The organism is Actinacidiphila glaucinigra (assembly GCF_900188405.1).
Lineage (GTDB): Bacteria > Actinomycetota > Actinomycetes > Streptomycetales > Streptomycetaceae > Actinacidiphila > Actinacidiphila glaucinigra.
This window is the reverse complement of sequence record NZ_FZOF01000001.1, coordinates 803,908-817,715: the sequence shown is the minus strand read 5'-3', so window position 1 is coordinate 817,715 and position 13,808 is coordinate 803,908. Positions and strand designations below refer to the sequence as shown.

Annotated in this window: 12 protein-coding genes, 1 pseudogene and 1 riboswitch; of the genes and pseudogenes, 6 read left to right on the top strand and 7 right to left on the bottom strand. The window is 73.1% G+C overall.

The annotated features are described in order from the left end of the window. Complete coding sequence (locus CHF15_RS03695; protein WP_089222091.1) at positions 1 to 492, bottom strand: Asp23/Gls24 family envelope stress response protein; 492 nt, start codon at positions 490 to 492, stop codon at positions 1 to 3. Positions 493 to 649: 157 nt separating this feature from the next. Here CHF15_RS03695 and CHF15_RS03690 point away from each other — a divergent pair, with 157 nt between their 5' ends. Further along, positions 650 to 1,366, top strand: coding sequence for a hypothetical protein (locus tag CHF15_RS03690; protein WP_089222090.1), 717 nt, complete (start codon positions 650 to 652; stop codon positions 1,364 to 1,366). 29 nt (positions 1,367 to 1,395) lie between these two features. Here CHF15_RS03690 and CHF15_RS03685 read toward each other — a convergent pair whose 3' ends face one another. The 3 genes from CHF15_RS03685 to CHF15_RS03675 all read right to left on the bottom strand — a co-directional run bounded on the left by CHF15_RS03685 (position 1,396) and on the right by CHF15_RS03675 (position 4,506). Beyond that, entirely contained in the window at positions 1,396 to 2,187 is a 792-nt protein-coding gene (locus tag CHF15_RS03685) for an enoyl-CoA hydratase/isomerase family protein (RefSeq protein WP_089222089.1), read from the bottom strand. Positions 2,188 to 2,308: 121 nt separating this feature from the next. Next, complete coding sequence (locus CHF15_RS03680) at positions 2,309 to 2,530, bottom strand: helix-turn-helix domain-containing protein (protein WP_018560612.1); 222 nt, start codon at positions 2,528 to 2,530, stop codon at positions 2,309 to 2,311. Positions 2,531 to 2,907: 377 nt separating this feature from the next. Continuing rightward, positions 2,908 to 4,506, bottom strand: a complete 1,599-nt coding sequence (locus CHF15_RS03675; RefSeq protein ID WP_089222088.1) for an ABC-F family ATP-binding cassette domain-containing protein — start codon at positions 4,504 to 4,506, stop codon at positions 2,908 to 2,910. A 228-nt stretch (positions 4,507 to 4,734) separates the two neighbouring features. Between CHF15_RS03675 and ypfJ the strand changes: the two genes are divergently transcribed. Both ypfJ and CHF15_RS03665 read left to right on the top strand, forming a co-directional pair. Next, complete coding sequence (gene ypfJ, locus CHF15_RS03670; RefSeq protein WP_089222087.1) at positions 4,735 to 5,637, top strand: KPN_02809 family neutral zinc metallopeptidase; 903 nt, start codon at positions 4,735 to 4,737, stop codon at positions 5,635 to 5,637. Between the two features lie 102 nt (positions 5,638 to 5,739). Then, positions 5,740 to 6,150: a VOC family protein gene (locus CHF15_RS03665; RefSeq protein WP_179279642.1), complete on the top strand. Its 411-nt coding sequence runs from the start codon at positions 5,740 to 5,742 to the stop codon at positions 6,148 to 6,150. A 19-nt stretch (positions 6,151 to 6,169) separates the two neighbouring features. On the opposite strand, the gene CHF15_RS03660 is transcribed toward CHF15_RS03665, so the two are convergent. From CHF15_RS03660 to CHF15_RS03650, 3 genes and pseudogenes are all read right to left on the bottom strand, one after another. After that, a complete protein-coding gene (locus CHF15_RS03660) occupies positions 6,170 to 7,552 on the bottom strand; it encodes a hypothetical protein (RefSeq protein WP_179279641.1) in 1,383 nt (460 codons plus the stop codon). Between the two features lie 125 nt (positions 7,553 to 7,677). Continuing rightward, positions 7,678 to 8,790 (bottom strand): alpha/beta hydrolase family protein, encoded by a 1,113-nt coding sequence (locus tag CHF15_RS03655; protein WP_089222085.1) that lies wholly within the window; start codon positions 8,788 to 8,790, stop codon positions 7,678 to 7,680. 185 nt (positions 8,791 to 8,975) lie between these two features. Further along, a pseudogene (locus CHF15_RS03650) lies at positions 8,976 to 9,626 on the bottom strand (class II aldolase/adducin family protein); the annotation flags it as partial. A gap of 117 nt (positions 9,627 to 9,743) precedes the next feature. Between CHF15_RS03650 and CHF15_RS03645 the strand changes: the two are divergent. The 3 genes from CHF15_RS03645 to CHF15_RS03635 all read left to right on the top strand — a co-directional run bounded on the left by CHF15_RS03645 (position 9,744) and on the right by CHF15_RS03635 (position 13,516). Continuing rightward, complete coding sequence (locus CHF15_RS03645; RefSeq protein ID WP_089222083.1) at positions 9,744 to 11,135, top strand: NAD(P)/FAD-dependent oxidoreductase; 1,392 nt, start codon at positions 9,744 to 9,746, stop codon at positions 11,133 to 11,135. A gap of 888 nt (positions 11,136 to 12,023) precedes the next feature. Further along, positions 12,024 to 13,238, top strand: a complete 1,215-nt coding sequence (locus CHF15_RS03640) for an inorganic phosphate transporter (RefSeq protein WP_089222082.1) — start codon at positions 12,024 to 12,026, stop codon at positions 13,236 to 13,238. Between the two features lie 38 nt (positions 13,239 to 13,276). Next, the gene (locus tag CHF15_RS03635; protein WP_089222081.1) at positions 13,277 to 13,516 is read left to right on the top strand and encodes a hypothetical protein; all 240 of its coding nucleotides are present in this window, start codon (positions 13,277 to 13,279) and stop codon (positions 13,514 to 13,516) included. Between the two features lie 155 nt (positions 13,517 to 13,671). Further along, a riboswitch (cobalamin riboswitch) is annotated at positions 13,672 to 13,798 on the top strand. Positions 13,799 to 13,808: the final 10 nt, after the last annotated feature.

The following is a 13,808-nucleotide window of genomic DNA, read 5'->3' as shown; positions in this document are numbered from 1 at the left end:
TCACTGGACCCGCTGCTCCTGGTCGTCCTCGTCCGTGTCGTCGGGGAGCTTGACGTCGCCCACCGCGATGTTGACCTCGATGACCTCAAGCCCGGTCATCCGCTCCACTGCCGCGATGACGTTCTCGCGCACCCCGTGCGCGACGGCCACGATCGACACCCCGTAGTCCACGACGATGTCCAGGTCGAGGGCCGCCTGCACCTCGCCCACCTCGGCCCGCACCCCCCGGGTCACGGACCTGCCGCCGGGCACCCGGTCGCGGACCGCGCCGAAGCCGCGCGAGACACCGGAGCCGAGGGCGTGCACCCCCTCGACGTCGCGGGCCGCGAGCCCGGCGATCTTCTCGACGACGCCGTCCGCGATGGTGGTCCGCCCGCGCGTCGCGGGATCGCCCAGGGGCGCCCGCCGCCCTGACGTGCCGTTGCCGGCCGGGCTGGTCCCCTTCTCCAGGGTCCGGCCCCGCTCCTCCGGCTGCTGAGCGGTCTCGGTCATCGCACCTCGTCCCTTCGGGTTTCCGACGGCGGGAGCGGTACGGGCTGCTCCGTGCACCACACTATGTGGGCATGCCCCGTCGCGCCGTGAGGATGCGGCGATCAGGGACAGGATGGCGGCGCGCGCGGACGCGCGCGCCGGAGGGAGGCGACGGCCGATGACCGCTGACCGGCTGGCTCGAGCGGTGCGCCGGCAACTCGGGCTGGGCCGTGTGCTCCCCCTCGGCGGGCCCGGGGACACGGTGTGGGTCACCGAGCGGGCGGCGGCCGGGGTACTGCGCGCGGCAGCCGACGCGGTGCCCGGGATCCGCCTGGGCACGCTGCGCATCGGCACGGCGGACGGGCCCGGCGGACCGGACGGCTCAGGCGGACCGGACGGCCCGGGCGGGGAGCCGGGTGACGCGGCCGGCGCGCTGCCGGAGTCGACGCCGTCCGGGGCGCTGCCGAGGCGGCCGCTGCGCGTGGAGGCGGGCTTCGAGGCCACCCCGGAGCGCCCGTTGCCCGAGTCGGCCGGACGGCTGCGCGACGCGCTGTGGCGGGCCGCCGCCGAGGGCGTCGGCCTGGAGACGGAGGCGGTCGACCTGACCGTCACCGGACTGCTGGAGGAGGGCCCTCGGGTGGCGCTCCCCACGGAACCCGTCGACCCGCCGGAGGGCGGGCGGAGCGCAACGACCGCGGGCCGCGCCGCGGCGGCGGTGCCCGGGGTCGCCGGGCTGACCTCGCGGCTCGGCGGACAGCGCCATCCGTCGCAGGTGCAGATCGCCGTGGACGCGGGGCACCGCCCACTGGACGTCGGACGGGCCGTGGCCATGGCGGTGACGGCCGTGACGCAGGACGTCACGACCGTCGTGGTCACCGACATCGCCGGGCACTGAGGCCTCACGCCACGGGCCCGGCGCTGCCGTTACTCCCCCACGCCCGCCAGGTCCCGCAGCCGGCGGCCCTGCGCGGCGCGCTCGGCCACGCGCTGCTCCTCGTACGTACGGCCCGAGGCCGCGCGCAGCAGGGCCTTGGTCTCGATCACCGCGTCGCGCGGCGCGGCCAGCAGGGCACCCGCCAGGTCCTTGACGGTGGCGTCCAGTTCGGCCGCGGGGACGGCGACGTTGGCCAGGCCGACGGCGCAGGCCTCCTCGGCGTCGACGGAGCGGCCCGTGGCGCAGATCTCCAGCGCCCGTGCGTAGCCGACCAGTTCGGTCAGCGGCTTGGTGCCGGCGAGGTCGGGGACCAGGCCCAGACTGGTCTCGCGCATGGCGAACTGCACGTCGTCGGCGACGACGCGCAGGTCGCAGGCGAGGGCCAACTGGAAGCCCGCCCCGATGGCGTGCCCCTGCACGGCGGCGATGGTGACGAGGTCGTTCCGCCGCCACCAGGTGAACGCCGCCTGGTACTCGGCGATCGTCGCGTCGAGTTCGCCCTCGGGAGCGCGCGCGAGGTCGTCGAAGGACGGCTCGCCCTCGAATCCCTCGGGCGTGAAGGCCCGTCGGTCCAGCCCGGCGGAGAAGGACACACCCTCCGCGCGCAGCACGACGACCCGTACGCTGCCCGGGAGCAGCCGGCCGGCCTCGACCAGCGCCCGCCACAGGGCGGGCGACTGGGCGTTGCGCTTGGCCGCGTTGCACAGCGTGACGGTGGCGACGGAATCCTCCGTCACGAGTCGTACGCCGTCGCGTTCCAGCAGCACAGTGGGGTCGGACATCGGGCACCTCCTGGCGATCCGCAGTCTGGATTACCGAAGAGTAACCACCCGGTCGGCCGTTCCCGCGACCGGGTGGTACCGCCACGACTCCGAGCCGCCGCGCAAGGCGCCCGGCCGTGTGTCAGGCCGTGGAAACCTTCTTGCCCCGTGTCGCTCCGCCGCGACCGCGCAGGGTCACGCCGGACTCACTGAGCATCCGGTGGACGAAGCCGTACGAGCGGCCGGTCTCCTCGGCCAGCGCCCGGATGCTTGCTCCACCGTCGTACTTCTTCTTGAGGTCTGCCGCGAGCTTCTCGCGCGCGGCGCCGGTCACCCGGCTGCCCTTCTTCAGAGTCTCGGCCACCCGTGCCTCCTCTAGGGAAGTGCGCTCTGTGACTCTCATGATCACCCCTAGGAGACTTCCTGGCCACCCATTCGGCAAGGTCCGTGCGACAACATTTGGCGCCCTGTTGACGCGGACACCCGGCTCCGGACGGGTGGAATCCGGCATTCCGCACAGCCTTCCCCGGCTCCCTCCGCAGCGCGGCGGAGAAAGGGCAGGTCACCTGGGCCGGTAAGGAGTTTCCCCATGTGACGCGGCTGATCCATCCGTACGTCCGGTATTTCGCACGTTCCCGCGCCGGAGTACGAGCCGGTCTCACACAGATGAAGGATCACCCGTCGGCCGAATGATCCAGTGGAGTGATCCACACGGATGATCGGCCGCGGGCCCCGGAGGGATCAGGCGAGGGCGACGAGGTCGGCGTAGTCCTGGCCCCACAGGTCCTCGACGCCGTCGGGCAGCAGGATGATCCGCTCGGGCTGCAGCGCCTCCACCGCGCCCTCGTCGTGGGTGACGAGGACGACCGCGCCCGAGAAGGTGCGCAGCGCGCCGAGGATCTCCTCGCGGCTGGCCGGGTCGAGGTTGTTGGTGGGCTCGTCGAGCAGCAGCACATTGGCGCTGGAGACGACCAGGGTGGCCAGCGCGAGCCGGGTCTTCTCACCGCCGGACAGCACGCCGGCGGGCTTGTCGACGTCGTCGCCGGAGAAGAGGAACGAGCCGAGGATCTTGCGGATGGCGACCAGGTCCATGTCCGGCGCCGCGGAGCGCATGTTCTCCAGGACCGTCCGGTCGGCGTCCAGGGTCTCGTGCTCCTGGGCGTAGTAGCCGAGCTTGAGGCCGTGGCCGGGGACGACCTCGCCGGTGTCCGGCTGCTCCACGCCCGCCAGCAGCCGCAGCAGGGTGGTCTTGCCGGCGCCGTTGAGGCCCAGGATGACGACCCTGGAGCCCCTGTCGATGGCCAGGTCGACGTCGGTGAAGATCTCCAGCGACCCGTACGACTTGGACAGCCCCTCGGCCGTCAGCGGGGTCTTGCCGCAGGGCGCGGGGTCCGGGAAGCGCAGCTTGGCGACCTTGTCGGACTGGCGCACCGCCTCCAGCCCGGACAGCAGCTTGTCGGCGCGGCGCGCCATGTTCTGGGCGGCGACGGTCTTGGTGGCCTTGGCGCGCATCTTGTCGGCCTGGGCGTTGAGGGTCGCGGCCTTCTTCTCGGCGTTGGCGCGCTCGCGCTTGCGGCGCTTCTCGTCGGCCTCGCGCTGGGTGAGGTACTGCTTCCAGCCCATGTTGTAGACGTCGATCTGGGAGCGGTTGGCGTCCAGGTAGAAGACCTTGTTGACGACCGTCTCGACCAGGTTGATGTCGTGGGAGATGACGATGAAGCCGCCGCGGTAGGTCCTGAGGAAGTCCCGCAGCCACAGGATGGAGTCGGCGTCGAGGTGGTTGGTCGGCTCGTCGAGCAGCAGGGTGTCGGCGTCCGAGAAGAGGATGCGCGCCAGCTCGACGCGGCGGCGCTGACCGCCGGAGAGGGTGTGCAGCGGCTGGGCGAGGACCCGGTCGGGCAGACCCAGGGCGGCGGCGATGGTGGCGGCCTCGGCCTCGGCGGCGTATCCGCCCTTGGTGAGGAACTCGGTCTCCAGGCGGGCGTACTTCTTCATCGCGTTCTCGCGGGTGGCGCCCTTGCCGTTGGCCATCCGGTCCTCGTTCTCGCGCATCTTGCGCAGGACGGTGTCCAGGCCGCGGGCGGACAGGATGCGGTCGCGGGCCAGGACGTCGAGGTCGCCGGTACGCGGATCCTGGGGCAGATAACCGACCTCGCCGGAACGCGTCACGGTGCCGGCGGCGGGCAGGCCCTCGCCCGCGAGCACCTTGGTGAGGGTGGTCTTGCCGGCGCCGTTGCGGCCGACCAGGCCGACGCGGTCGCCGCGGGCGATGCGGAAGGAGGCGGACTCGATGAGGACGCGGGCTCCGGCGCGCAGCTCGATGCCGGTGGCAGTAATCACGGGAAGAAGCTCCTGGGCGTGTCGGACGGCAGTCGGACGTGGATACGCGGTGGTCGCGGTCGGACGCCGTCTAATGCGTGAGGATCACTGCCATGTCTCCAGTCTACCGGGGGCGGCACGGGTGCCCGGCAAGCGGTTTTCGGGCGGGCGCCGGGGCGGGCCCGCCCGGCCGGTCACGACGGCGGTCGCGACGGGCCGGGAGGGACGAATCAGCTGATAATCGGAGGTATGCAGTTCGACGACGACGCATCGCTCGACACATCCCAGGTGGAGGACCGGCGAAGCGGCGGACGGTTCGGCGGCAGGCCGCGGGGCAAGATGGTGGGCGGTGGTCTCGCCGGGCTGATCGTCCTGGTGATCGGGCTGATCTTCGGCATCAGCCCCGACCAGCTCGGACTCTCCTCCGATCCGCGGGGCCAGGCCCCGGGCACCACCTCGGGCTCGGACCTCGCCGCCGGCTGCCGCACCGGAGCGGACGCCAACGCCCGCCAGGAGTGCCGCATGGTCGCGGTGATCAACAACGTGCAGGCGTACTGGGCGTCGGAGTTCCGCAAGCGGGGCATGACCTACGAGCCGGCTCCGACCGTCTTCTTCGACCAGCCCATCCGCACCGGGTGCGGGGTCGCGGACCCCGCGTCGGGGCCCTTCTACTGCCCCGTGGACCGCAAGGTCTATCTGGACCTGGACTTCTTCTCGACCCTGAGCAGCCGTTTCGGTGCCGAGGGCGGCCCGTTCGCCGAGAGCTACGTCGTCGCCCACGAGTACGGGCACCACGTGCAGGACCTGGTGGGGACGCTGGGCAAGGCGCAGGACCGGCTCACGGGCCCGAGCAGCAACTCGGTGCGCGTGGAACTGCAGGCCGACTGCTACGCGGGCGTGTGGGCGCACAACGCCACGCGGACCCTGGACGAGGACACGGGAAGCCCCATGATCAGCGCGCTCGACGAGGAGGACATCCGCCGGGGGCTGGACGCGGCCGCGGCGGTGGGCGACGACGCGATCCAGTCCCGGGTGCAGGGCAGGGTGACCCCGGAGTCCTGGACGCACGGCTCCTCCGCGCAGCGCCAGCAGTGGTTCACCACCGGGCTGGACTCCGGCGACCCCGGCCACTGCGACACCTTCGGGCGCTGACCGGGTGGAATGTCCGTGCGCGGGGCCATTGTCGGACCCCCCTGCCAGACTGGGATCCACGTCACACAGGACGTCAGATCCCGGAAGGGGAGAGTGATCGTCATGGCCGCCGAGGCAACCGCGCCCACCGTCTGTCCGACGCTGCGCTACAAGGACGCGAAGGCCGCCGTCGCCTTCCTGAAGGAGGCTTTCGGCTTCACCGAGGTCGCGGTGTACGAGGGCGAGGACGGCACGGTGGAGCACGCGGAACTGGCGTACGGCAACGGCGTGGTGATGCTCGGCAGCGAGCGGTCGGGCACCGCGTTCAGCCGGATCGCCTCGGACCTGGGCGCCGCGTCGGTGTACGTGGCCGTGGAGGACACCGACGCCCACCACGAGCGCGCCGTCGTCGCCGGGGCCGAGGTCGTGCTGCCGCTCACCGACCAGGACTACGGGTCGCGGGACTACACGGCCCGCGACCCGGAGGGCAACCTCTGGTCCTTCGGCACCTATGTGCCGCGGATACCGGAGTAGCCCTGGAGCGGCTCCCCCGTCACTCTCCCCCGGTGTGCACCTGGAAGGCGGCCCGGCGGATCATCTTGGACAGGGCGGGGTCGGGGTGCGCGGCGGCGAGGGCGACCAGCACCTGGACGGTGCGGGGGTGCCCGGCGTGACGCAACTCCTCCAGGAGGCGGGTGACCGAGCCCTGGACGGCCGTCTCGAGATGGCTCACCAGCAGGTGGCTCTCGCCGTGGTCGGCAACGGCCGCGGCGGTGTCCACCCAAAGCCAGGTGGACTCCTCGCGGGTGAGCAGCGCGGCGACGTCCTCGGGGTCCGCTCCCTCGTGCTCGGCGAGCCAGAGCAGCGCATAGGGGCGCAGACCGGCCTCGTCGACCACATGGCGGACGGACGGCTCCGCGGGGCCGCCGACGACGCGCAGCGCCTCGAAGGCCAGGGCGCGCAGCAGGGCGTCGTCGCCGCGCGCCACGTCCAGGAACTCGCCCACCGCCTGGGCCACCGGGCGGGCCGCCAGCCAGGCCTTGTACTCGTCGCGGGCGGCGCCGGGCCCCATCCCGATGCACGCCTTGAGCATCTCCTCGGCGGAGTGTTCGAAGTGCCCGGCGGGGCCCTGCGCGGCCACGCAGATCTGCTCCAGCTTCACCCACACCGCCCAGCTGCCGAGCGCGGTGATGGTGACCTCGCCGGGGCGGGCCGGGTCGCGGGGCCTGAGGGCGCCGACACGGGCGAGCGCGGCCAGCGTCCAGTTCAGCAGCGCGGGCAGTTCGTCGCGGCCGCCGCCGGCCGGGGGCTCGTGGCGCTCCGCGCGTAGCTCGGCCACACGCTGCCGCAACAGGTCCAGCAGCACGGCCACGGCGACCGGACCGGAGGAGAGGTGGAGCAGGGAGAGCAGTTGCGGTGCGGCCTCGACGACCTCGGCGACGAGCGACGGGTCGGCTTCGGCGCACTCCGGCTCGAGCGCCGCGGGGTGCGCCAGCGACCACGCGTCGAAGAGCGCGACCCAGCCGCGCAGCACGGCGGTGTCGTCGCGGTCCCAGGCGCGCAGGCGCCAGCCGGGTCGGGCGGCACCTCCTTTGTGCAGCTCGATCAGGCCGGTCAGCCGGGCCCGGTCCCAGGCGGTGCGCACCTGCCGCTCCGTCAGGCCCATGGCGGCGACGGCCCGCAGCACGTCGGGGTCCCGCAGTATCCCGGCGGTCCCGGGGGCGGCGGCGCCGGTCTCCGCGTCGGCCCAGCGGGCCAGCCGTACAGCGTCCGAGAGTTCGGTGCGCGCCCTGCGGGCGAGCTCGGGCAGTGCCGGGATTCCCTCCGGCGGCCGCGGCGGGCGGCTTCGCCGCGTGGTGGCGGCACGGCGCGCGGTGGCGAGTGGCCTGCGCGGGACAAGACGCAGCGGAGTGTCTCGCGGGATACGGGACGTCACGGGAGCAGTCTTGCGGGTGAGCACCCGGAAACCCAAACGAGCGTCCCCGTACCGTGATTGACGCCGCCCGAATTGAAGGGAGAGATGCACTTTTGTACGGACATAAAGACCACGTAGGGAGGGGCTCAGAGGAGGGGCGTCAGGAAGCGCCGGAGGGCTTCCTCGTATGTTGAGGGGTTGGCGTTCCACATGGCCGCGTGCGACGCCCCGCCGACGGCGTGCAGCGTGACCAGGTCCGGACGCTGCCGGGCGAGTTGGCGGGACGGCCCCCACGGGGCGAGTGTGTCGTCGGGCCCGTGGAAGACAAGCGCCGGGACGTCCAGCCGCTCCGGGTGGGCGGCCTCCGCGATCCGCTCCGCGTGCAGGCCGGTGCGGCCCTCGGTGGCGCGCACGCCCAGCGGCAGCAGCGCACGCGGCGCGCCCCGGGCGGCGGCCGCGGCGCGGACCGTGTCCTGCCAGTCGAGCACCGGGGAGTCCAGGACCATCCCGGACACCAGGGCGCGCAGCGGGGAGTGGCTGGTCGCCCGGAGCGCCATCGTCGCGCCCGTGGACCAGCCGTGCAGCACCAGCCGGCGCGCGCCGTGCCGGACCGCGTAGCGCATGGCCGCGTCGAGGTCGCGCCATTCGGAGTCGCCGAGGTGGCCGATGCCGTCCCACGAGGGGGGCGCCCCGGCGTCGTTGCGGTAGGAGAACGCAAGGACGGGCAGCCGCAGTTTGGCCAGGAACGCCATGAGGTTCATGCCGAGCTCGCGGGAGGTGCCGAGGCCGTGTGCGAGCACGACCCAGGTGTCACGGGCGCCGGGCACGAACCAGGCGGGCAGCAGGCCGAGTTCGGCGGGGATCTCGGCGTCCCGGTACTCCAGGCCGAGGGCCGAGCCCGGGGTGCCTATGTGCACCTGCGGGGTGAGCCGCAGCGTGTCGCCCGGCGCGACGGCGCCGCGGTTGATCCGCACGAGGCGGCGGGTCACCGAGTCCGGGGCCGTCGAGAGCACCTCGCCGACCGTGACGTGCACCCCGGCGGCGATCAGGCCGTGCACTCCCCGCCGGGCGGTGCCCAGGGTCCGGGTGAGGGTGATGTCCTGCCCGGTCACGGCGTGGACGGTGAGCGGGTCCGGGTCGACGCCGCTCGCGCTCGGCCTGAGGGCAAGCTCGGAGACGTGCCGCCCGGCCGCCACCGCGGCCGCACCGGCACCGAACGCTGTCGTGGCGGCGAGGGCCGCCGCCGTGGTGAGGCGCATCGCTTCCAGTGTCCGCGCGCTCACCCCGGGCGGCCAGTGGGCGGAGCCGTCCGGGCTCAGCCGCGCTCGTCCTCGTGGGCCTCGCGGGGCCGGGGGACGTCGGCGCGGGCGGGCGCGTGCTCCCCGCGGGCCTCGGGGCCGTCGTGGACCTCGTGCCCCTCGTGCTCCCCCTCCGTCTCGTCCCCGGGCTGGCCGTACTGGCGCAGTCGCTCGGCGACGCGGGCGAGTTCGCGCTTGGAGAGCAGCGAGGGCGAGAATCCGGCCACCGAGCGGGCGGCGAGCCAGACCTGGCACATCCACTCCAGCTGGGCGGTGCGGTCGTAGGCCTGCTCGAGGTCGTCGCCGTAGACGATGGTCCCGTGGTTGCGCAGCAGGCAGCCCGTGCGGTCGCGGAGCGCGCGCAGGACGTTGGCGGCCAGTTCCTCGCTGCCGTAGGTCGCGTAGTCGGCGACGCGTATCCGGCCGCCCAGGGCCGCGGCCATGTAGTGGATGGCGGGCAGTTCGTAGAGGAGCGTGGAGACGGCGGTGGCGTGCACGGCGTGGGTGTGGACGACGGCACCCGCGTCGGTGTTCCGGTAGATCGCCAGGTGCATCGCCAGCTCGCTCGTCGGGCGCAGCGCGCCGAGCACCTGCTTGCCGTCCAGGTCGACCCCGACCGTGTCCTCCGGGGCGAGGCGGTGGTAGGGCACCCCGCTGGGGGTGACGAGCACCAGGTCGTCGCCCACCCGCACCGACACGTTGCCGGACGTGCCGACCACGAGACCGTCGTCGACGGAGCGGCGGGCCGTGTCCACCAGCTCCGTCCAGGCCCGCGCCACCGTGTTCCGCACCGACATCCGTGCCACCTCCGAGCGCTGATCCTGACAGGTTGGCCGTTGCCGCCCGCTCTCGGGGCACAGTAACGTCCCGGCACACCTTCCGGACCGAGCACGCATACGAATTGCAGGGGCACCATGACCACCGTCAACGGCGGCATCTCCTTCTGGTACGCGAAGTCAGGCCTCCCGGTGCCGCGTGAGCCGCTGCCCGGGGACACCACCGCGGACGTGTGCATCGTCGGCGGCGGCTACACCGGACTGTGGACCGCCTACTACCTGAAGAAGGCCGTGCCCTTCCTGCGGATCGTCGTCCTGGAGCAGCGCTTCTGCGGCTACGGCGCCTCCGGCCGCAACGGCGGCTGGCTGTACAACGGCATCGCCGGCCGCGACCGCTACGCCGCGCTGCACGGCCGCGAGGCCGCCGTCGCGCTGCAGCGCGCGATGAACGGGACGGTGGACGAGGTGATCCGGGTCGCCGCCGAGGAGGGCATCGACGCGGACATCCACAAGGGCGGAGTGCTGGAGGTCGCCCACTCCCCCGCGCAACTGGCCCGGCTCAGGGCGTTCCACGAGACGGAGGTCGCGTTCGGCGAGAAGGACCGCCTGCTGCTGGGCGCGGCCGAGTCCGCCGCACGGATCCGGGTCGCCGGGACGGCCGGCGGCACCTGGACGCCGCACGGGGCGCGCATCCACCCCGTGAAGCTGGTGCAGGGGCTGGCCCGCACGGTGGAGGCGCTCGGGGTCGTCGTCCACGAGTCGACCCCGGTGACGGAGATCCGGCCGAAGCACGCGGTCACGCCGTTCGGCAGCGTGCGTGCCCCCTACGTCCTGCGCTGCACGGAGGGCTTCACCGCCTCGCTCAAGGGCCAGAAGCGGTCGTGGCTGCCGATGAACTCCTCGATGGTCGTGACAGAGCCGCTGCCGCGGGAGGTCTGGGACACCATCGGCTGGGAGGGCCGGGAGGCGCTCGGCGACATGGCGCACGCCTACATGTACGCGCAGCGCACCGCCGACGACCGGATCGCCATCGGCGGCCGCGGGGTGCCCTACCGCTTCGGCTCGCGTACGGACAACGACGGCCGCACGCAGGCGGCGACGGTCGAGGCGCTCCGCGAGATCCTGGTGCGCTTCTTCCCGGCGACGGGGCGGGTGGCGATCGACCACGCCTGGTCCGGGGTGCTCGGCGTGCCGCGCGACTGGTGCGCGACCGTCGAGCTGGACCGCTCCACCGGCCTGGGCTGGGCGGGCGGCTACGTCGGCAGCGGTGTCGCCACGGCGAACCTCGCGGCGCGGACGCTGCGGGACCTCGTCCAGATGGACTCCGGCCAGGCGCACGGCACGGAGCTGACGGCCCTGCCGTGGGTGCACCACCGCGTGCGCCGCTGGGAGCCCGAGCCCTTCCGGTGGATCGGGGTGCACGGGCTGTACGCGGCCTACCGCGGTGCCGACCGGCGCGAGCAGGCCGGACGCAGCGTGGAGACCGACCGGGTGGCCCGCATCGCGGACCGCATCTCGGGCCGCCACTAAGGGGATTCGGCCGGTGGGTGCGGCGCCGGTGGGTGGTGCGCCGGTTCTTCGGCTGTCGCGCCGTCTCGCGCCCTTCGGGCGCACAGCGCCGGCTGCGGAGGGGAGGGTGGGGAGCCGGGGCTCGTCGGCGGGGTGCGGCCCGGTGGGCGGCCGGCGTTCAGGCGCCGGAGCGGGGCCGGTTGTTCGTACGGTCCCGGTCTCGTTGCCGTCCGCGGGTGCAGATGGCCGGTGACCACGCCCACCGTTCGTGCGTGGCGCGCCCGCCGTAACCCGCGTCTGCGAGTGCTTCCCCGATCCGACATCGGGCCCTGTTCCGCCGACATAGTCGGCGAAAGCGAGCCCGATCTCACCCGGCCCAAAGATCGGGCTCTGTTCCACCGAACATGTCGGCGAAAGAGGGGCCCGATCTCCCGCCGACCCCCGACAGCACCCGGAAATATCCGCAGACGCGGGTTACGGCGGGCGCGCCCACCACCGGCAGTAGGCGTGGAAGCGGCCATCTATACCCGCGGACGGCAACGAGACCCCAGGCCGGCGGAAAGGCAACCCGCTCCGGCGCCTGAACGCCCGCCACCCACGCGCCCGCACACCGCCGACCGACCCCGGACCGCCACCCTCCCCTCCGCAGCCAGCCGCTGTGCGCCCGAAGGGCGCGAGACGAACCCGCGCGGACCCACCGCGTCCGACCCTCGTGACCAGGATCTCTTCCGCCCCACCGGGAACGCGCGGCAAAACGGCACAGAAGTAACGATTGCCGGGCGAAGCACAGCCCGCCCCACACCCCCCGCACCCACCGGCACCGCCGCGCCTCCCCTCGTTCACCTTCCGTTCATCCAGACTCCGTACGGTCGCCACCGCCACTGTCCGATCGAACGAATGCCTGGGTCAATGGAACACATCACGCTCCTGATCGGAATCGTGATCATTACCGCACTCGTGTTCGACTTCACGAACGGTTTCCACGACACCGCCAATGCGATGGCGACCACCATCTCCACTGGCGCACTCAAGCCCAAGACGGCGGTGGCCATGTCCGCCGTGCTCAACCTCGTCGGCGCCTTCCTCTCCGTCGAGGTGGCGAAGACGATCTCCGGCGGCATCCTCGACGAGAGCGCGGGCATCAAGCCCGAGGTGATCTTCGCGGGTCTCGTCGGCGCGATCGTCTGGAACCTGCTGACCTGGCTGGCGGGCCTCCCCTCCAGCTCCTCCCACGCCCTCTTCGGCGGCCTCATCGGAGCCTCCGTCGCCTCGGCCGGATTCGGCTCGATCAACGGTGACGCGGTCGTCATGAAGGTCCTGATCCCGGCCGTCTGCGCCCCGCTGGTCGCCGGGGTCGGCGCGATGCTGGCGACCCGGCTGACCTACCGCATCGGCCGCAACACCGATCCGGCCGCCACCGCCAAGGGGTACCGGGCCGGGCAGATCGCCTCGGCCGGCCTCGTCTCCCTCGCCCACGGCACCAACGACGCACAGAAGACCATGGGTGTCATCACCCTCGCCCTGATCGCCGGCAACGTCGTCGCGCCCGACTCCGACCCGCCGCTGTGGGTCATCGTCTCGGCGGGCATGGCGATCGCCCTCGGCACCTTCATCGGTGGCTGGCGGATCATCCGCACCATGGGCAAGGGCATCACCGACATCCAGCCGCCGCAGGGCTTCGCCGCCCAGACCGGCGCCGCGACCGTCATCCTGGCCTCCTCGCACCTCGGCTTCTCGCTCTCCACCACGCAGGTCTGCTCCGGCTCCGTCATGGGCGCCGGCGTCGGCCGCAAGGGCGGCGTCGTCCGCTGGAGCACCGCGGGGCGGATGTTCGCCGCGTGGGGGCTCACCCTCCCGGCCGCCGGCCTGGTCGCGGCGGGCGCCGCGCTCCTGGCCGACCAGGGCGACTGGGGTGTCACGACGGTCGCCGTCCTGGCGCTCGCCGCGTGCACCGCGATCTGGATGGCCTCCCGCCGCAAGCCCGTCGACCACACCAACGTCAACGAGGGCCACGACGCCGAGGAGCCGGGCGTCATCACCACGGCCATCGCCGCCGTGATCCCGCCGCCCGCGGGCCTGACCACGACCGCCGCCGACACCGACCCCGCCAAGGCCTCCGCCTGACGGCGGCAGCCGCACCGGCCCCGGAAGGAACCAGCACCATGCACATCGACTGGGCTGCCCTCGGCTCCGTCTTCGGCGTCAGCCTCGCCGTGACCGTCGGACTCGTCGGCCTGTTCACCCTCGGCATCGTCGGCCTGTCCAAGCAGGGCACCGCCGGCGGCGAGGCGGGCACCTCCGCCGCGGGTGGCACCACCGCCCTGGCCCGCACCGGCGCCTACCTGTGCTTCGCGCTGTGCGCGGCGGCGGTGGCGTACGGGATCTACCTGATCGTCGCCTGACCCGCACATCCCCGCGCACCGCGGTGTGAAGTTGACCTCAGCTCCCGGCCTTCCGGCCGTGAGCTGGGGTTTCTTCTTTTCCACAGGCTGTCGCGATGAGTTGACGGGCCGGAGCGGGGCGTGGTGGTATCGGAACCGCCAAACGGCGGCAGGAGAGGAAGTCCGGTGCGAATCCGGCGCGGTCCCGCCACTGTCACCGGGGAGCGGACCCCCGCCCATGGCCACGGCCCCGACTCGGGGCTGGAAGGCCGGGGGTGCCGCCGATCCGGGAGCCAGGAGACTCTCGTCGCCG